We start from the raw sequence: 18,336 nt of genomic DNA, 5'->3' as shown, positions 1-18,336 counted from the left end.
ATACATTATAAATCCTTGATATACCAAACATCACAAGCATAATGTTCTGTTTCGCTCAGAGGCCTGTCCAAACGCTGAAAGCCTGTCTTCAGATAGAAACGATTTGCTGCAGTCATGTTGCTCAGCGTTTCCAAGTAACAGCGACTATAATGCTGGCTAGCAAAAGTAAGTGCTGTTAGCAGCATATCGTGTGCTATACCTGTCCCGCGTGTATTCTTGGCTGTATACATCTTCTGGAGTTCACAAACTTCCGGGTGTCCTTCGATGGGACCAATACCGCATCCGGCAACAATCGTTCCTTCCTCTTCCACAACCCAATACTTCGAACCAGGCTGCTGATAGAAGGAATAGAAACGACCTAAATCTGGATCACTCCAAGCTGTTCCAGGCTTATCGGCACCGAACTCCTTTAAGCAAGTCCGGATCAGCTGCTCGACTTGCTGATTATCTTTTTCTTCAATTTCCCTGATTCTCATACTTCCACCTCATATGCTTCCCTTTCGAAAATCAGCTCGTTACTTTGAGCCATTCCGTCATGCTTCGGGATCTGATTCGTACTATGTAAACGCGCATACTCCTGCACTACTTTGACCAGCAAGCAGGGTTTCCTTCTGTTTAGATAACCCTCCTTATTTTACCATTATCCAAACAAATGTATAGAGAATACAAGGTATACAGAAATACAAAAACGCCGCTAATCTTCCTTGCTCCTGCATTTGTCCCTTGATAGCATGATAGATAATGCCTCCTGAAACAAATGCATAAGACTTACCGAGAAGCCCGACGCTCAAAAACCCCAGCTAACATGAAATTTGTTAACAGCGCTATACTTCTCCCTTTCCATCAAATGCTAAATCCATTCCAATCTGGGCCAAACCTAAAACAAAAACCAGACAAATATCTTTGTCTAGTTTTACAAACTATCACGTTTCTCCAATTTTAATCCGATTTTATTCAATGCACGCTCCAAATTGGCTTCGATAAAAATGTCCTTTAATTCCATCTGCAGGGATAATGCTTTCAATGCTAAATCCGGATGGAATCCGGTCAGAATTGGGGTCACACCGATAAGCTTCAGCAAGGTGGCTATCTTTAGAAGTGAGCTGCTCACCACATGATCAATCTGAGAGATACCAGATAAGTCGATGACAAGATAGTCTAAATTCAGCTCCAGACTCTTCTGCAGAGATAGCTGAATTATTTTTTCTGCTCTATCTTCATTGATGAATCCGATAATCGGAAGCACTGCTACCCCAGAAGTAATCGGAACAAATGGTGCTGATAAATTTTGTATCTGCTTGTTTGCATTATCAAGCTCAAGTACAAAAGTCATAAGCGAAGCCATCGTTTCAAATAGTCGGATGTGTTCCTCTGTAAACGGAAATGAGTTCGAGTCAAGTCCGCAAATGGTTCCGTAATTCTGTCCGTTCTCAAAATAGATCGGAATCCCGATAAAGCTGCCGCCTCCAAGATTCTTTGCTACCTCAAGCGATTGAGAAAGTTCGCTTTTCGCCAAGTCGGGAATTATTAGTATTTCTCTCCCGTGATCCACACTAAGCTTGCATAATGTTTCATTAAAGGGAAGCTTTTCACCTTCCTGCAGGAGCGTCTCTTTCTGATTTACAACTTTGATGATTTCATTATGAACGCTATCATTTTTAGCGATAAATAGTGTATTAATCTTCACGAATTCACTGATAATATCCAGCACACCCTGTGCCGCTTCATCGAAATTATCAAAAGCACTTACACTTTTGGTCATCTCCGCAACTGTTTTCATTTCCAGTACCTTTCTCCTTAAGCATCATTCGAATATCATACCTTTACCCTAATCAGCTAATGTTATAACCCATTTTATGAAGAAAAGTTAGTAATATTGTCATATAAAAAAAGCACGCTGATTGAACAGCGCGCTTTTTACATTTAATTAGCCTTTTTATATGTTTCTGTCTGAGTTTCCGTCACATTTGCAAATTGATTTTCGTCTTGTTTGACCATCTTCATCCAAGTTGCAAAACAGCCAACAACACAAGCCACCGCGAACACAATTAATAGATAAATCATTTTGTGCACCTCACATAGTCATTTGATTATGATTATGCCATGATTGATCGCAGAGGGAAACAATTTGTGACGACGTTCACAAACAGTTCAAATTCTATGACACACAAATGTCACACTCATTCTTCGATACGGACAAGATATCGGCCTCGGGCATGACCTTGCAATAAATTAGGTAATGCATCTGGCAATTGCTCCAATGCCAGCTCTTCTATCACGAATCGTTCCAAATCTCCTGGGTTAAAAGCGGTTGCCAGCTGCATCCATACTTTATCGCGAGTTGGTTTCGGGCAATAGACCGAATCGATTCCAAGTAAGTTGATTCCGCGCAGGATGAATGGGAAGACACTAGTCGGAACCTTACCTCCTGCTGTCAATCCGCTCACTGCAGCAGATCCATTATACTTGAGCTGGCTGAGGACCGCCGCTAAAGGTTCTCCGCCAACAGGATCGACTGCTGCTGCCCATTTTTGGCTGGCAAGCTGTTTGAGGTTGCCGTCATACACCTCATCACGCGAAATAATACGGGTAGCTCCAAGCTCCTTGAGGTATTCCTGCTCCTCTAGTTTACCTGTGCTTGCTTCTACTTCGAAGCCAAGCTTGTACAATATAGCTACCGCGAAGCTTCCGACTCCTCCGGTCGCTCCTGTAACAAGTACTGGACCGTTTTCTTTATTCAAACCATTCTCCAACAAGCGTTGAACGGAAAGTGCAGCTGTAAACCCTGCTGTACCAATGATCATTGCTTCTCTCGTCGTCATCCCTTCCGGCAATGGGACAATATATTCGGCCGGCACCCTTGCGTACTCGCTATAACCACCATGACGAGCAACCCCGATTTCATAGCTCGTGGCAATGACTTGATCACCCGGCTGGAATCGCTCATCTTCGGAAGTGACAACTTCTCCAGCTAAATCTATTCCCGGTACGATCGGGTAAGACTTCACTACATTTCCATTTGGTATCGTTGCTAGGCTATCTTTATAGTTGACGCCAGAATAGTGGACCTTGATTAATACTTCTCCCTCCGGCAACTGGTCAACGGTCAATTCCCTCACCTGGACCGAGAAGTCTTCTCCCTGTTTATCTGCAATTAACGCTTTAAATGTTTCATTCATCTGCATACCCTCCTACTATCTACATACTAATCTTTTTCATAATCAGACACAATTTATGCGCATTTTGCTAAAATTTCACTTTTTATATTCAATTACCCTTTCTTTATCCGCAATGAAACCGGCAGATATTCTTTTAGAATCTTGTCAAGTAATATGGCAAGCTATAATGCAGTGTGATATAATCTCGTGGTCTATCAGAGAAGAAACAACATTTTAAAAGGGGGTTATCAGATGAAACAGATAAAGCAGCACTTCCTCAAAGACCTCGTATTCCTTATGGCTGGATCCTTTCTATTTGCCCTGGCAGTGAATATCTTCGCTATTCCAAGTGAGCTGGGTGAAGGCGGTGTAACAGGTGTTACTATAATTTTATTTTATGCTCTTGGCTGGGCTCCGAGTATCATGAACTTAATTTTGAATGGACTCTTGCTTATCATAGGATATCGATTCCTAGACAAACAGACCGTTTTTTATACAATTATCGTCGTCATACTCAATTCTATTTTCCTTCATATAACAGAGAGCTGGGAAATAGCTTCTGATCAAGTACTAGTAAACGCAGTTTTCGGCGGTTTATTTGCAGGTGTCGGCATTGGACTTGTACTTAAAGTAGGCGGCACGACAGCAGGCACTGCAATTCTTGCCCGTCTTGCAAATAAGTATCTTGATTGGAACACAAGCTTTGCCCTGCTGTTCTTCGATTTGATCGTAGTGGCAGCTTCATGGTTCATCATCGGTACAGAGAAGCTTTTGATTACTGTAATTATGCTATATATCGCAACTAAGGTAATGGAATTCGTGATTGAAGGGTTAAATCCAAAGAAAGCTGTGTTCATCATTTCCAATCAGAAAGATACGATCGCCAAAACAATTTCCACACAGCTCGACAGAGGTGTTACGCTGCTGGAAGGACGTGGGTACTATACACAGAACCAGAAAGAAATTCTGTATGTTGTCATCAATAAGCAGGAACTGCTTCCATTGAAGAAAATAGTCCGCTCTATCGATACAAAAGCATTTATTACATTATACGACGTACGAGACGTTTTCGGTGAAGGATTTATGGATATTACAAAATGAGACAAGGGCGTGTCCATTCGGCACGCTCTTATTTTATACATATCTCCTGTGCAGTTAGCCAACGGTAATTACCGTACGTATATTACTAGTAAATCGTATTGAGAATTATGGATTGCATTCCAGCAACCATCCATAATATGTGCTATTGTTAGTATATTGGCCCGATATAGAGAAATGATAGTATAAGACTTACTGCGTGACCGCAAAGAACTGGCATTGTATCTACATAAAATTTATAATGATACTTGGACTATAATTCGCCCGAAAAAGGAGTACGGAACCATTGGACAAGATAGAAGTTGGCGGCCTCCAGTTTGGTTGGGAACTGGATAAAGGCAGATTCATATATGAAGAACAAGATGCAGTACTATTTTGGATTTCCAGTGCTATGCGTGAATTTTTTGATACGATAGAGGAGATTTCCGGAGAAGAGGTTTCCAACCTTGTTTTTGAAACAACAGGATATCGGCAAGGAATTGTTGTTGGAGAGTATTTCCAAAATAAACCTGATGTTGGAATCCATAAAGCTGCGGAACTCATTACAAACACGTATGCTTCTGCAGGCTGGGGAAGGACTATAATCAAGGATCTTGATCCCGAAAAACATACATTGACAGCAGAGCTGGTTGACAGCTGGGAACATAAAATAAATGTTTCTCAAGGAAAAACCGAAGGCGGCCGCTTCTTGCCAGCCCATTACGCTGGCATCTTCAGCGGTATGTTCGGAATAAATGTATGGTACAAGGTGGAGCATTATCAATTGGAAGGCTATCAAAGCACCATCATCCATTACTTCCCTTCAGATGTTACAGTTTCAGAGAATATCCATCAGTTAGCACGGAAAAAAGAATCACAGAAAATCATGGAATTGGAAGCGACTGTCGAAGATAAGACAAGGGAATTGAAAAAGCTGGTGCGTGATTTATCATCCCCGATCATTCCTGTACTTGATCATGTTGTTGTCGTTCCCTTAATTGGAAAATATGACGAAGAGCGATCCGAGGAACTGCTATTTAAAACGCTCGAGAATTTGCCTGCATATAAAGCAAGATACCTGCTCCTCGATTTGACAGGACTGGATAAGGACGTCAGCCAGTATACCGCGAACCTTATCAGCAAGGTTGGATCGGCTTCATCCTTGATTGGTACGCAGACATTACTTGTCGGAATTTCACCAGAGCTTGGCTTGCAAATTACCAACTCCGGCATCTCACTTGCAACATTCGACTGTTTCCAAACATTGCAGCACGGGATTCATTATGCTTTAGGGCAAATGGGTAAACAGATTATATGAAAATAACAAACCTCTCCATTAATTGGAGAGGTTTTTCACTTCCAGCACCATCATAATAAATGGGTATACCGAACCATTTGTCTGCTGATCGAAACTTTCAGTAAGGCGGAAACCAATTCGCTCGTACAACGTAATAGCCCGCTTGTTGAAACCAGCTACGGCAAGACAGATCTTTTTCGGATGATATACTTTTGTGATGTAATCAAGCAGAAATGACACAAAATCTTGCCCGTTGCCTTTCCCGGTCAGATCTGGCCGCATACCAAATCCAATTTCTACTTCCTCATTTTCTGATTCGATACTGCAAAAGCCGATGACCTCTTCCATCTGTGTCACCACAAAAACTTTTCCTTCTCTGGCTGCAGGATCGAGGAATTCAGCCATGTCTTCTTCATCTTGGTCCATATCATAAAAAGCATAAATACCTTCATATCTCCATGTGTTCGCAATCGATTCTGCCTGTAATTGTGTCATAGGTACAATCGAATACTTTGTCATTCTCGCTGCCTCCGAGCTGCTTGCCATTCTGCCATATAAGCCTGCTGCCGTCTTCGGTTGTACGTTCTAAATACTAGATAGATACCAGTGATAACACCTATCACAATCAGCAGAATAAGCGCAATGATGGCAACAGTATAAAAGGATATTGCTGTCATGGTATTTTAACCTCTCTATTTCAAATTTAATTCCATTATAGATATAAAACATATGGAAAACCAAGAACATCTTACAACTAATAGCTTCGTATAGTTACAGGGATTAATCTGACTAGATAGGAAGGATAGCTTAAAAAAATTCCAAACCGTCACACAATATCTTTGTAGTTCATATGCACACAAAAAACCAGCTATGAGATGTTCATAGCCGGCTTTGGATCATTTGTTCACTTTTTCTTCTGCTGCTTTAATCTCTTCTTCAGTTGGTGTGATTGTATTAGCCACCCACTCTTCCCGATAATGGTGGTCCAATGCAGTCAAGCCTTTCTCTGCGTCATCTTTTTCAGCATCCGGACTAGGAATCTTATCCTCTCGCTCTTTACCCTGCAAATTCGAGCCAGTCACGTCCGGATCATCCTTCTTGCGTTTTAAATAAGAAAAGGTACCTGCTGCTGCGGCTACTGCGACTGTTCCTCCTGCAATCCATCCAATATTTGTTTTCTTCATCTTGTTACTTCCCTCCACTCATTTGTGATGATTCAGTAACGCTCTGATTATATATTCCTTGTTTGCGCTTTCTTCAAACTAGAATTATGCTTCCTGCTTCAGTTCGAACTCCACAAGATTTTCTCCTAGGACACTGAGCGTAATATGATTGTCACTCATGTTGATATAGCCATATTTAGAACTGGAAGTATCTGTAATACTTTGCCTGAGATTTCCTGGCACCTTCCGCTCGCCATTTTTATAGCATGTATAGATGTGATCGATTGTCACATCCGGTATATGCAGGACATTCTTCAAATAGTAGACTGCCACTGTATTGAACTTGATATTGGAATTCACTTCATATCGCTCTAGGAAATCACGGAATGGTTCCACACCGCTTTTACCTAGCAGGTCAAGATCTTTCACCATGCTATAGGAGTCCTTGTTCCGGCGGATCGGACGCTTCTTGATTGATTGGACTCGATTGGAGTCGACGACCGATATGTGCTGTACTGTTTCTGTTTCTGGTTCCTCTGCTGCTGCCGCTTCATATCCAAAACCTTGCTCCCCAAGATAGCTCTTTACCATTATGTCGAAAACCTTGCCTTGCAGATTTTCCGGAAACTTCTGTATCACTGTCGAAATGCGTTCCATCTCTGCCACTAATGCCTCGTACGACGTCGTCATAATTCCCCTCCTATAGCCTTTTTCTACTTGTTTCTCGATTGATTGTGCTATTTCCTGCAAATATTTCAATTTTTCTATATTGAAAGATTCCCTAAGTTACCATTCCACGATCCTTATCTTTTCACACCTTCTTCAGATTTAAGGTTTTCTATGTAACAAGAAGAGCAGTTACTGCTCTTCTCCTCCTGCTCTTTCTTCCGCTGCTTTTTGTTTATCCCACAGTCGGAAAAATGGGTAATAAATAAGGAATGATAGAATAAGAATGACAATCTGCAGAATTGCCCCGGATATGCTGCCCGTAATCAAATAGCCTTGTAATATAGGCGGCATTGTCCACGGAGGTACGATTCCGATTGGCTTTGCAACGATTCCCCAGTCCATAGCCAAATACGTAATCAGTACCGAGATGAGAGGTGTTAATATAAAGGGTACAATCAGGAGCGGGTTCATGACGATAGGCATCCCGAATAGTACCGGTTCATTGATATTGAATATACCAGGTCCTATACTTAGTCTGCCAAGCTGCTTCATCTGCTGACTTTTCGCGAACAATAGCATTGCCAGCACAAGGCCCAGGGTTGTTCCAGAACCTCCGATAAAGACAATATCATTGATTTCGTTCGTGACGATATGCTGAACAGGTTCGCCAAGCTCGAAGGATTTGGCGTTCTCTGCTGTCAACGTCAGCCAAATTGGCCCTGTTACTGCCCCGACAATTGTCGCTCCATGTAAACCAGTACTCCAAAGCAATGTGATCAATAAGAAAATAATTAGTGTACCAGCAAGACTCGTTCCGATGGATGTGAGCGGTTTTTGAAGCAGCACAGTAATGACGTTGTGGATACTGCCGAAGGAACCGACGTTTTCCACGAGTAAGCGGATGACCCAGATAGCAATGATCGCAAAAAAGCCTGGTATCAAAGCGGTAAAAGAGCGAGCGACTGCCGGCGGTACTCCGTCTGGCAGCTTGATGACCAAATTGCGCTGTACAATGAATCGATAAATTTCTGTACAAAGCAGCGCAATCAGCATCCCCACGAATAGTCCTTTACTTGTGAACATCGCTGTCTGATAAGCTGTCTCGGTAATATCCACACCTTCTGGTGTCTTGCCTATTATATACGTTACATATGGTGTGCCGACGAAATATGCTGATAAAGATACAGCACCAGCCGCAAGAGGGTCCACTTTATATGACTCAGCCAAACGATAGCCGATCCCAAAAACGGCAATCAAAGTCATCAATTCAAACGTGCCGCGATATGGGTACAATAAGCCCTCCTTGAGCTGCGGCCGTTCAGCTAGGAAATCCATATACGGTTGTATCGGGAAATTGGCAAGAATTAAAAAGAAAGAACCGATGATGATAAGAGGCATTGATAAAATAAGTCCATCACGGAGTGCATTCAAGTGTCGCTGCTGCGCTACCTTCGCAGCAACTGGCATTACTTTCTCCTCCAGGAACTGATTCACTTTACTCATGACTGTACCTCCTCAGCGGATTTACAGCAGTTTATGTAAACGCTTTCAAAATGATGAAATTTTTTCTGCCCAATTATCTTCTATACAAATCTTGATAAACTAGGTTATGGTGGAGCAGCAGATCCTTATAATTTATCAGGAGGAGTTAAGCCCATGTTGAAGGAAAACTATCATATCGCTGTACCTACTGCATTTCAAGACGACGAAACACTAGACACAAAAAATACCCTTAATCACATAAGACGACTATATGATCAAGGTATACGATCTGTACTAGTTTGCGGCTCTACTGGTGAGCAGCATAGCCTTAGTCTGAATGAAAAAATCGAGCTTTTAACAGCGTTAGAAAACGAAGAAGTACTCATTCATAAAATGGAAATTATCTTCGGTATTTCATCCATCAGACAGTCTGAAGCTGAAGTACTGGCTAAAGAAATCAGTAAAACCAATATTGCTGCCATTCTTTTAGGCTATCCTCCCTACCTCTTACCTACTCAGCACGAAGCGCTAACGTATTCGAAAAGTATTATTTCTTTGGCCGAGAAACCAGTAATCTTGTACAATAACCCCGCTCGTACAGGCTTTGATTTATCCATTGAAAGTGTACTTGAACTTGCACGATTAGAATCAGTGATTGGCTTAAAAGAAGCGGGCAATCCAAACAAAGCTTCCGATATATTGCATAACCTATCAGAAAAAACGTTTTATATTTACGCTGGAGGAGAGCGGGATCTTTTGCAAAAGATACAATATGGCTTTACGCGTCTATCCTCTATTGCCGGCAACATAGCTCCTATTAAAATTCAATCATGGTTTGAAAATCTGTTGTCAGGAAACACAATACAACAGGAAGAAATGGATAATATAACTGTCACCTTAAACGCCATCTACAATGGTTCCCCCATTGTTAATGTAAAGAGGGAATTGGGTCATCAAGGCACTACTTTAGGTACATGCAGAAAACCTCTCGGAAATAGTTAATCATTTTAATACAAGTAAAGAAAAGATCCATTCATCATTACATGAACGGACCTTTTTCTTACCTGTGCAATTAGTTTAGTTTCTTTGGCTTATCTATTAGCTGCTGCAGTATTCCCTGCATAATCTTGTCCCGGGTTGCAGTCAAACTGCTTAAATCGAGAACTTCATCTAATTGTTCGCTTAAGCTTTCATTCTTAAGCTCTTTCACTTCATTATGGATTTTCTCCATCTTATCATCCAATGCGGACGCAGAATCAGCGGCTGCTTTTAATTCGCTTGCCAGCCGGTTGGGTATATCTTTCTCATATTTATAGTATATTTTGTGTTCAAGACTTGCCCAAAAATCCATCGCGATTGTTCTTGTATCTCCACACACACGCTTTCCAGTGACTTGCAAGAGTCTCCCTAGCCGTCGCGTCAATGATCATAGATGCCCTTCCTAGTTCAGCTCTAAAGAAGTGAATGCGAAAGAGAGAAAGGCTGATGCTCTTTCTCTTTTTTAAGTATATATAACATAAATCTTTTAAGTGACAGCAGATGGTACAGATGAAGCTCAGGCCATAGAAACATTATCTGCGCATTTATTAAGTCCAATGAACACAATTCTTAATAAAAAAAGTAATTCTCTATCAACGTTGTATCACAACATACTGCCGATCATACCATCTGAATTTCCGAGCCAGATCAGCTATCTGATTTTCTTTGCGTATCGCAAAAGACGCTCCACCGGAAATATATAGACCAGCAGTCAAATTAATCACAGTATCAAAAACTGTAAGACGGTCAGCATCTTCTTCCCCATCCCAGCAAGTATATAGCTCTACCTTCTCTCCATAACCGAGTTGCTCATCCACAAAGCGGAAAAGAGCTTCATAAGAAAGCCTTTCGTCAGCACATTCCAATTCATACACAAACTTATTGGTAACATGCGGTAGGATAAGTTCCTTTCGACGTTCTATCGTTATACCAAGACAATCCTCTTTCGTCTTATAAATAAGCCAGTATTTCTGCCCCATGCACTCATGTACCTGTCTGAAATAGGCATTTTCCAACTCAGCTTCATCTATTTCTTCCGCAAGGACCCACAATGGATTGCTTCCATATTCACCTTGCTTGAATCTTTTATTTGCGGCTAGATAATGTTTTTCTGTCATGTCGTCCACCTGCCCTCTTGTTCGTCTATCACCTAGTATATAAGAAACATGTTATACTAACAGCACACTATAACAAGCTATAACACATAGGGGCAATCTAAATGATTACAATCAATAAAAATGAAGCTATCCCGCTTTCCAAACAGATATATGTTTCTTTCGTAGATAAAATCCGTTCTGGTTTATTATCAGGCGGAACAAAGCTGCCAACTGTCAGACAGCTGTCTAAAGATCTTGAGGTAAGTCTCGTCACGGTTATGAAGGCGTATAAACAGCTTGAAGAAGATGGATTTCTGGAATTAAGCAAGGGAAAAGGCACGTATGTAAAAACACAGCAGCAATCAGAACCAAGTATACCTGGACAGGATTTTGACTGGCAGCTGAGCATACCCGATTATTTGCACCGTTCCCAATATGCTCGTTTTCAGGATTCGGATGCGAGTTATCATTTCTCTTCCTCTATGATAGATCCAGCTTTATTTCCGAATCAATACATGGATCAGTTGATTGCACAAGTATTTATGCAAAATCCCCGTATTCTATCGCAGTACGGCGGCATACAAGGAGATCTGGCACTACGTGAGAAAATGGTTCAAAACATGGAGAAATCCAAAATCATAACCACGCCAGAAAATTTGCTGATCACAAGCGGATCCCAGCAAGGTATCGACCTTGTGGCCCGTACGTTTATCGGCCCTGGGGATGTTGTCATCATGGAAGCACCGACCTATCCAGGTGCCATTGATGTTTTCCGCAGCCGCGGCGCAACAATCCTTACAGTTCCGGTTGATGAAAATGGCATGCGCGTAGATATGCTCCATAGCTTATGTGAAAAACACAAACCAAAACTGATTTACACAACACCAACATTCCATAACCCGACTGGAACTATCATGCCGCTGCAGCGTCGTAAAGTATTGCTCGACATCGCAGAGAGCCATCATTGCCTGATCATGGAGGATGATCCATTCAGTGATATCTACTTTGACCGCAAGCCCCCGTTGCCAATCAAAAGTATGGATAAAACAGGACATGTCATCTACTTAAAAGGCTTAAGTAAAACAATTGCACCTGGATGCCGGATCGGCCTTATTGCAGCTTCAGGATCAATCTTCAAACGACTATATGCCGCAAAAGCAAACATGGATTTGGGCAGTCCGCTCCTGCCTCAAAAAGTAATTCTTCCATTAGTGGACTCAACCAAGATGGAACAGCACTTAAAACGGCTGCGGGCTGCTTTGAAAAGACGTCGTGATACCGTGCTGGCAGTACTGTCAGAGCAGGCACCATCTGGTGTAACATGGCATATTCCAAAAGGCGGCTTGAATGTCTGGATCCAGCTGCCCGCGTGGCTGGACAGTAATGTCCTTTTATATGAAGCGACCAAGCGTCATGTCTCCTTCCTGACCGGTTCAGCTTGCTTTGCCATTGAAAATGAACATAGCACATTCCGTCTCAGCTACTCGTATGCTAATGAAAAGCTATTACGGGAAGGCGTTATGATTCTCTGCGACATTATGCAAGCAATGCAGCCAGCAAGCTCTTCTTCGCCTTCTTTTTGAAAGCAGTGGAGGCAGCCCATCTCCTTGTAGTGATAAAAAAAGCTATCCGATTGGGATAGCTTTTTAACCAAGGATTATATTCAAATTCCCCAGTTCATTCTGATATATCAAAGTATCCAATGAGAAAAAAATTTTTATATACTACAGATTACAGAGATACAAATAGCAAAAAAACGAAGATCGCAAAGCGATCTTCGTTTAATTTGAATGCAATTTAAGCTTTTACGGCAGCGTCTTTTACCATCTCAAGGAAATACCCCATTAATCTAGTATCTCCAGTAAGCTCCGGATGAAATGCCGTAGCCAGATAATGCCCATCCCTCGCAGCTACAATACGCCTAGTATCTTCACTCAGCACTTCCACACCAGGTCCTGCCTCAAGAATATACGGTGCACGGATAAATACCGCGGGAAAATCCTCTGCCACGCCTCTAATTTCAAGATCCGTTTCAAAGCTGTCCACCTGACGGCCAAAAGCATTTCGTTCCACTGTCACATCCATCAAGCCAAGATGACTCGTCTCTTGATTGTTAATCCGTTTTGCTAGAAGAATCATACCCGCACACGTACCGAAGATTGGCTTTCCAGCTGCACCAAAAGCTCTTAAAGGCTCTAGGAAATCGTAGCGATCTATCAATCTGCGCATGGCAGTACTCTCACCGCCTGGCAAAATCAAACCGTCCAATTCTGCCAGCTGTTCCACGCGCTTGACGAGAATAGCTTCTGCTCCGACGGCTTCTACTGTCCGCGCATGCTCCTGCACTGCACCTTGAAGTGCCAACACACCAATTTTCATTGAGCAGATCCCCTTTCCTTTACCAGCCGCGTTCTTGCATTCTATTTTCTGGAGATAGGCTTGCGATGTCGATTCCTTTCATCGGTGTGCCAAGTCCTTTGGAAAGCTCAGCAATCAGTTTATAATCCTGATAATGTGTTGTTGCTTCAACGATAGCCTTTGCAAATTTCGCTGGGTTATCGGACTTAAAGATACCGGAACCAACAAAGACGCCATCCGCTCCAAGCTGCATCATTAGTGCGGCATCTGCAGGAGTCGCCACACCGCCAGCAGCAAAGTTTACGACCGGAAGCTTGCCTGCTTCACGAATTTGTAGCAATACATCATATGGTGCACCAAGATCTTTGGCGAATGTCATTACTTCATCCAAATCCATGGATATTAGTTTGCGTACTTGGGATTGCACCTTACGCATATGACGTACAGCTTCTACGATATTACCTGTTCCGGGTTCTCCTTTTGTACGAAGCATAGAAGCACCTTCCCCGATACGGCGGGCAGCTTCACCAAGATCGCGGCTTCCGCATACGAACGGTACAGTGAATTCCCGCTTGTTCAAGTGAAACTCTTCATCTGCCGGTGTTAGCACTTCACTTTCATCTATATAATCGACGCCCATCGCTTCCAGCACACGAGCTTCCACAATATGTCCGATTCGAGCCTTAGCCATGACCGGGATAGAAACAGCATTCAATACCTCTTCTGTAATAGTCGGATCCGCCATTCGCGCAACGCCGCCAGCAGCACGAATATCAGAAGGCACACGCTCAAGTGCCATAACAGCTACTGCACCAGCCTCTTCAGCAATCTTTGCCTGTTCTGCATTTACGACATCCATGATAACGCCGCCCTTTTGCATTTCCGCCATACCACGTTTTACTAAGTCTGTTCCTGTTTTCGCCATGTTGACTCCTCCTATTTCTCTTCCGTTGTCGGAAAAGTTTGATAGGAGTATTGTACATATCATCAGGGTATAACACGCAAGGTTGGAGTATAACAATTCAGTCTGTTGAATGCTTTTGCAGAAGGTGGTTATATTCTTTCCAGAAATCTTCATACATTTCCAGGTCGAACTCCTCGTCTATCTTTTTCTCCTGCGAACTCTCGAATAATGCTTTTGCTTGTTTTGCAAACTGCAAGATCTTTTGTTTATACAAAGTTTTCTTAACAGATACACTTACATCTTGGTATACGACCTTTCCTTCTATCAGACTAGCGCTTGTAAATTTAACGAAATCTGACAGAAATACCTCGCCGCCTCTGTGCTGAACTGACCAGTGGAAGAGATTGGACATCCAGACATCAGCATCGCCCCACAACCATGGAGAATTAACCCTTCCTCACACTCTGGATGACTAATATAGTCCGCATTCAATGTCCGAAGTAAAGCTAGAGCTGATTCACTAATTCCCCATTCTTCTCCCCTGCCAGCTTGTGTAATGACAGTACCATCCACTTCCAAATGTATCTCTCCATGCGAGCATAAATCTTCTTCCTCATTGGAAAGCCAATATTGTGTTTCTATCTTGAAGTTAAATACAGTTATTTTCTTCTCCTCCATGCCTTACATATTGTTATTCCTTCAGTGCCAGACAAAACATGCAATCATCATATTCTGATTTAGGGTGCAGCAGCAGAGAAAAGCGCTGAACAGTTTATATATGTATCCGGATATAAATCTATTATAATTTTTTCTACAATATTTAATAAGTGTACATGAACTTCGCAACAGAAAAAGGTATCCGTAAACACTTGCGTTTACAGATACCTTTTCTTTACCATTCAATTCGACCAAGCAGAAATCAATTATTTTTTACAGGAAGTGAGAAGGCAGTTTTATAAACTTCAAGAATCGACTCTTTTGTACATGGACGTGGATTACCTCCTGTACATACATCAGCCATAGCAGCTTCTGCTAACGCATCGAGATCTTCCTCTTTTACACCAATCTCGTCCAATGTTTGAGGAATATTAAGGTCAATGGATAATTGACGGACAGCTTCGATAGCAGCCTGACGATATTCGTCTTGCGTCATATCATCAACTCCTTCAACCCCCATTGCACGAGCGATTTCCTTGTACTTTTCACCAGTGTAATCCTTGTTGAATTCCAAAACATATGGCAGCAGTACAGCATTGGCTATACCGTGAGGCGTATTATAGAATGCGCCTAATGGATGAGCCATACCGTGCACCACGCCAAGACCTACGTTAGAGAAAGCCATACCTGTCATATATTGACCAAGTGCCATGTCTTCGCGGCCCTTTGGATCGTTATTGACAGCATCCCGAAGTGAACGGGAAATCAATTCGATAGCCTTTAAGTTTAACGTATCAGCAAGCTCCCAAGCAGCTTGTGTCGTATATCCTTCAATAGCATGTGTCAGCGCATCCATCCCAGTGGCAGCAGATAACCCATGCGGCATGGAGGACATCATGTTAGGATCAACGACTGCAACGATTGGAATATCGTGCGGGTCGACACAAACAAACTTCCGGCGTTTCTCTTCATCTGTAATAACGTAGTTGATAGTAGTTTCAGCAGCTGTACCAGCTGTTGTAGCAACCGCAATCATCGGAACTGCTTTGTTTTTTGTTGGGGCAGTGCCTTCCAAGGAAACTACATCAGCAAACTCCGGGTTATTGATGATGATACCGATACCTTTACCAGTATCCTGAGGAGATCCTCCCCCAATAGCGATAATATAGTCGGCACCCGCATTTTTAAAGGCCTCGACACCAGCTTTGACGATAGCAACAGTCGGATTAGCCTTCACTTGGTCAAAGATGTCATATGGCAGGTTAGCGTCATCTAGTAAATCAGTTACCTTTTTAACTACACCGAACTTAACTAAATCAGCGTCCGTAACAATCAATGCCTTTTGGAATCCGCGATTTTGCACTTCACCAACGATTTCGTTAATAGCTCCAGCACCATGGTAACTAGTTTCATTCAAGATAAAACGATAAGCCATTTTCAAAGACCTCCATTTTATTATTTTAAGAGACTGGTTGATTCCTTTTAGTTGCTTCGTAAAGCTATGTGTATATATACTACGCGTACTTAATTCGCCATAAAGGGCTTTTAAATTACACTTAATATGGTTTGTCTAAGACCATGATTCTTGCGGATAACGAAGAAGAATCTAGATATTCTTTTTTATTTCTTTTCTTGGTTATACTGCAGATACACAACATGTGTTTGCAGGTACTCGTCTAGTCCGTGTTTTCCATCAGCACCGCCAATACCGGATTTTTTCCATCCGGCATGGAATCCTTGTATTGCTTCAAAGTTTTCACGATTGACATATGTCTCTCCAAACTCCAATTCCTTGCTTGCACGCATGGTTACATCAAGGTTTTGTGTATAGATAGATGACGTTAAGCCAAATTCACAATCGTTTGCCTGTTTTAAGGCATCGTCTAAATCCTTGAATGTCGCAATAGGAAGAACAGGACCGAAAATTTCTTGCTGCATAATGTTCATCTCATTGGTTACATTTACGAGAACAGTTGGTTCATAGAAGTACCCTTTATCTCGCGCAGCACGTTTACCGCCTGTCAAAATCTTGGCACCGTCAGCTACTGCTTCTTGTACCATTCGATCTACAGATTCAAGCGCATCACTGCTAATAAGAGGTCCCATATCAATATCACCATCAACTAATGGGTTACCATAGCTTACTTCTGCCATTGCTTTTGTTACCTTTGAGATAAACGCTTCGGCAATATTTTCATGAACATATACACGTTCCGTACAGTTACATACCTGCCCTGTATTAATGATGCGAGAATCGATAACGGAACGCACCGCTAGATCCAGATCTGCATCATCCATAACAATCGCTGGCGCTTTTCCTCCCAATTCCAACGATACTTTTGTAATATTATCTGCCGCAGCACGCATCACAGCTGCTCCAGCATTATAACTTCCTGTCAAACTAACCATGCCTATATCTTCATTTTTCGCCAATTCTTGACCAACGGTACGTCCACTGCCTGTTACGATATTGATAACGCCTTTAGGCAGACCCACTTTCTCAATAATCTTTGCAAACTCCAAAGCATTATTAGGGGATAAATCACTTGGCTTCAAGACAATTGTATTCCCCGTGACTAAAGCAGGCGCTGCTTTACGAGCAACTAGGAAAAAAGGAAAATTCCAAGGTAAAATACCGGCAATAACTCCAATAGGCTCTTTATGAACAAATATCTGTTCATTTGGTCGATCACTTTGGACAATTTCTCCTTCATAGCGTCTTGCCCACCCAGCCATATAATCGATGTAATCGGCTGTAAAGTTTACCTCTGTTTTAGCTAGAGCCAGCGTTTTTCCCATTTCCTCTGATATTGTTTGTGCTAAGATTTCTTCGTTGTTACGTATCTCTTTAGAAATTTCCAGTAAGTAATTCCCTCTTTCAAAGGCGGGTATTTTCTTCCACTTTTTCTGTGCATGCTTAGCTGAGTCAATTGCTGCTCTTACATCTGCAACAGTTCCTCGAGGAATCTCTGAAATAATTTCCTCAGTAGCAGGATTCACAACGTTTAGTGTTTCCTGGGAACTAGAGTCTACAAATTCACCATCTATGAACATTTGATACTTCTTCGTAGTAATCTCCATAATTTTTCTCCTTTCAAGTATCGTAAGCACTATGAAAAACAGCCCACCAATGCAAGCGCTATCATTTTAAGTATCATTCATTCTTTCTAACTAACTGATATAGTTAAATCATCTAAGATGTTGGGAATATGGACAGGAGTAACGTCCTTTTAGAAGCCGGAATTTATAAAGTACTGCTATCTTCGCTTAGCGATTCTGTACTAATCCAGGAAGTTAAGATGAAAAATGCGTATGTCAAATTCATCTAAGGGGTCAGGAGAAAATGTACATAGTTCCTTCTAAATTACTTCAATCAGAAAGATTTACTTTGTGAGGAGGCAAAATAAGTCACGTACTATAGTTTCATTCTCAATAT

Annotated in this window: 21 protein-coding genes; 4 read left to right on the top strand and 17 right to left on the bottom strand. The window is 42.0% G+C overall.

Features of this window, described 5'->3' with window-relative positions:
• Nucleotides 1-5 precede the first annotated feature (5 nt).
• The 5 genes from ABXS78_RS05030 to ABXS78_RS05010 form a co-directional block, all read right to left on the bottom strand.
• A complete protein-coding gene (locus tag ABXS78_RS05030; protein WP_366249184.1) occupies nt 6-476 on the bottom strand; it encodes a GNAT family N-acetyltransferase in 471 nt (156 codons plus the stop codon).
• A complete protein-coding gene (locus ABXS78_RS05025) occupies nt 473-598 on the bottom strand; it encodes a hypothetical protein (RefSeq protein ID WP_366249183.1) in 126 nt (41 codons plus the stop codon). Before ABXS78_RS05025 ends, ABXS78_RS05030 begins: the two co-directional genes overlap by 4 nt.
• Nucleotides 599-913: 315 nt before the next feature.
• Nucleotides 914-1,780 (bottom strand): GAF domain-containing protein, encoded by an 867-nt coding sequence (locus ABXS78_RS05020; RefSeq protein WP_366249182.1) that lies wholly within the window; start codon nt 1,778-1,780, stop codon nt 914-916.
• Between the two features lie 143 nt (nt 1,781-1,923).
• The gene (locus tag ABXS78_RS05015) at nt 1,924-2,064 is read right to left on the bottom strand and encodes a hypothetical protein (protein WP_366249181.1); all 141 of its coding nucleotides are present in this window, start codon (nt 2,062-2,064) and stop codon (nt 1,924-1,926) included.
• A gap of 116 nt (nt 2,065-2,180) precedes the next feature.
• Complete coding sequence (locus ABXS78_RS05010; protein WP_366249180.1) at nt 2,181-3,179, bottom strand: acryloyl-CoA reductase; 999 nt, start codon at nt 3,177-3,179, stop codon at nt 2,181-2,183.
• Between the two features lie 231 nt (nt 3,180-3,410).
• Between ABXS78_RS05010 and ABXS78_RS05005 the strand changes: the two genes are divergently transcribed.
• Nucleotides 3,411-4,259 carry a YitT family protein gene (locus ABXS78_RS05005; RefSeq protein ID WP_366249179.1) on the top strand — a complete coding sequence of 283 codons (849 nt, stop codon included), beginning with the start codon at nt 3,411-3,413 and terminating at the stop codon, nt 4,257-4,259.
• Nucleotides 4,260-4,542: 283 nt separating this feature from the next.
• Nucleotides 4,543-5,553, top strand: coding sequence for an STAS domain-containing protein (locus tag ABXS78_RS05000; protein ID WP_366249178.1), 1,011 nt, complete (start codon nt 4,543-4,545; stop codon nt 5,551-5,553).
• A gap of 18 nt (nt 5,554-5,571) precedes the next feature.
• Here the strand turns inward: ABXS78_RS05000 and ABXS78_RS04995 are convergent, their stop codons facing one another.
• The 5 genes from ABXS78_RS04995 to celB form a co-directional block, all read right to left on the bottom strand.
• Entirely contained in the window at nt 5,572-6,051 is a 480-nt protein-coding gene (locus tag ABXS78_RS04995; RefSeq protein WP_366249177.1) for a GNAT family protein, read from the bottom strand.
• The gene (locus ABXS78_RS04990) at nt 6,048-6,209 is read right to left on the bottom strand and encodes a hypothetical protein (RefSeq protein WP_366249176.1); all 162 of its coding nucleotides are present in this window, start codon (nt 6,207-6,209) and stop codon (nt 6,048-6,050) included. Before ABXS78_RS04990 ends, ABXS78_RS04995 begins: the two co-directional genes overlap by 4 nt.
• Before the next feature lie 219 nt (nt 6,210-6,428).
• Entirely contained in the window at nt 6,429-6,716 is a 288-nt protein-coding gene (locus tag ABXS78_RS04985) for a hypothetical protein (protein WP_095223665.1), read from the bottom strand.
• Nucleotides 6,717-6,800: 84 nt separating this feature from the next.
• Entirely contained in the window at nt 6,801-7,385 is a 585-nt protein-coding gene (locus ABXS78_RS04980; RefSeq protein ID WP_095223664.1) for a hypothetical protein, read from the bottom strand.
• Nucleotides 7,386-7,553: 168 nt separating this feature from the next.
• The gene (gene celB, locus ABXS78_RS04975; RefSeq protein WP_366249175.1) at nt 7,554-8,867 is read right to left on the bottom strand and encodes a PTS cellobiose transporter subunit IIC; all 1,314 of its coding nucleotides are present in this window, start codon (nt 8,865-8,867) and stop codon (nt 7,554-7,556) included.
• Between the two features lie 153 nt (nt 8,868-9,020).
• Between celB and ABXS78_RS04970 the strand changes: the two genes are divergently transcribed.
• Complete coding sequence (locus ABXS78_RS04970) at nt 9,021-9,848, top strand: dihydrodipicolinate synthase family protein (RefSeq protein WP_366249174.1); 828 nt, start codon at nt 9,021-9,023, stop codon at nt 9,846-9,848.
• 70 nt (nt 9,849-9,918) lie between these two features.
• On the opposite strand, the gene ABXS78_RS04965 is transcribed toward ABXS78_RS04970, so the two are convergent.
• Complete coding sequence (locus ABXS78_RS04965; RefSeq protein WP_366249173.1) at nt 9,919-10,245, bottom strand: hypothetical protein; 327 nt, start codon at nt 10,243-10,245, stop codon at nt 9,919-9,921.
• Nucleotides 10,246-10,477: 232 nt separating this feature from the next.
• Nucleotides 10,478-11,002 carry a hypothetical protein gene (locus ABXS78_RS04960; protein WP_366249172.1) on the bottom strand — a complete coding sequence of 175 codons (525 nt, stop codon included), beginning with the start codon at nt 11,000-11,002 and terminating at the stop codon, nt 10,478-10,480.
• A 101-nt stretch (nt 11,003-11,103) separates the two neighbouring features.
• Here ABXS78_RS04960 and ABXS78_RS04955 point away from each other — a divergent pair, with 101 nt between their 5' ends.
• The gene (locus ABXS78_RS04955; protein WP_366249171.1) at nt 11,104-12,564 is read left to right on the top strand and encodes a PLP-dependent aminotransferase family protein; all 1,461 of its coding nucleotides are present in this window, start codon (nt 11,104-11,106) and stop codon (nt 12,562-12,564) included.
• A 214-nt stretch (nt 12,565-12,778) separates the two neighbouring features.
• Here the strand turns inward: ABXS78_RS04955 and pdxT are convergent, their stop codons facing one another.
• The 5 genes from pdxT to aldA form a co-directional block, all read right to left on the bottom strand.
• Nucleotides 12,779-13,360 (bottom strand): pyridoxal 5'-phosphate synthase glutaminase subunit PdxT, encoded by a 582-nt coding sequence (gene pdxT / locus ABXS78_RS04950; RefSeq protein ID WP_366249170.1) that lies wholly within the window; start codon nt 13,358-13,360, stop codon nt 12,779-12,781.
• 19 nt (nt 13,361-13,379) lie between these two features.
• Nucleotides 13,380-14,264, bottom strand: a complete 885-nt coding sequence (gene pdxS / locus ABXS78_RS04945; protein ID WP_366249169.1) for a pyridoxal 5'-phosphate synthase lyase subunit PdxS — start codon at nt 14,262-14,264, stop codon at nt 13,380-13,382.
• A 303-nt stretch (nt 14,265-14,567) separates the two neighbouring features.
• On the bottom strand, nt 14,568-14,921 hold the full coding sequence (locus ABXS78_RS04940) for a hypothetical protein (RefSeq protein ID WP_366249168.1): 354 nt from the start codon (nt 14,919-14,921) through the stop codon (nt 14,568-14,570).
• A 241-nt stretch (nt 14,922-15,162) separates the two neighbouring features.
• Entirely contained in the window at nt 15,163-16,335 is a 1,173-nt protein-coding gene (gene fucO, locus ABXS78_RS04935; RefSeq protein ID WP_366249167.1) for a lactaldehyde reductase, read from the bottom strand.
• 185 nt (nt 16,336-16,520) lie between these two features.
• Complete coding sequence (gene aldA, locus ABXS78_RS04930; RefSeq protein WP_366249166.1) at nt 16,521-17,981, bottom strand: aldehyde dehydrogenase; 1,461 nt, start codon at nt 17,979-17,981, stop codon at nt 16,521-16,523.
• Nucleotides 17,982-18,336: the final 355 nt, after the last annotated feature.

The organism is Terribacillus aidingensis (genome assembly GCF_040703035.1).
Classification (GTDB): domain Bacteria; phylum Bacillota; class Bacilli; order Bacillales; family Amphibacillaceae; genus Terribacillus.
This window is presented reverse-complemented; position numbering and strand designations above follow the sequence as displayed.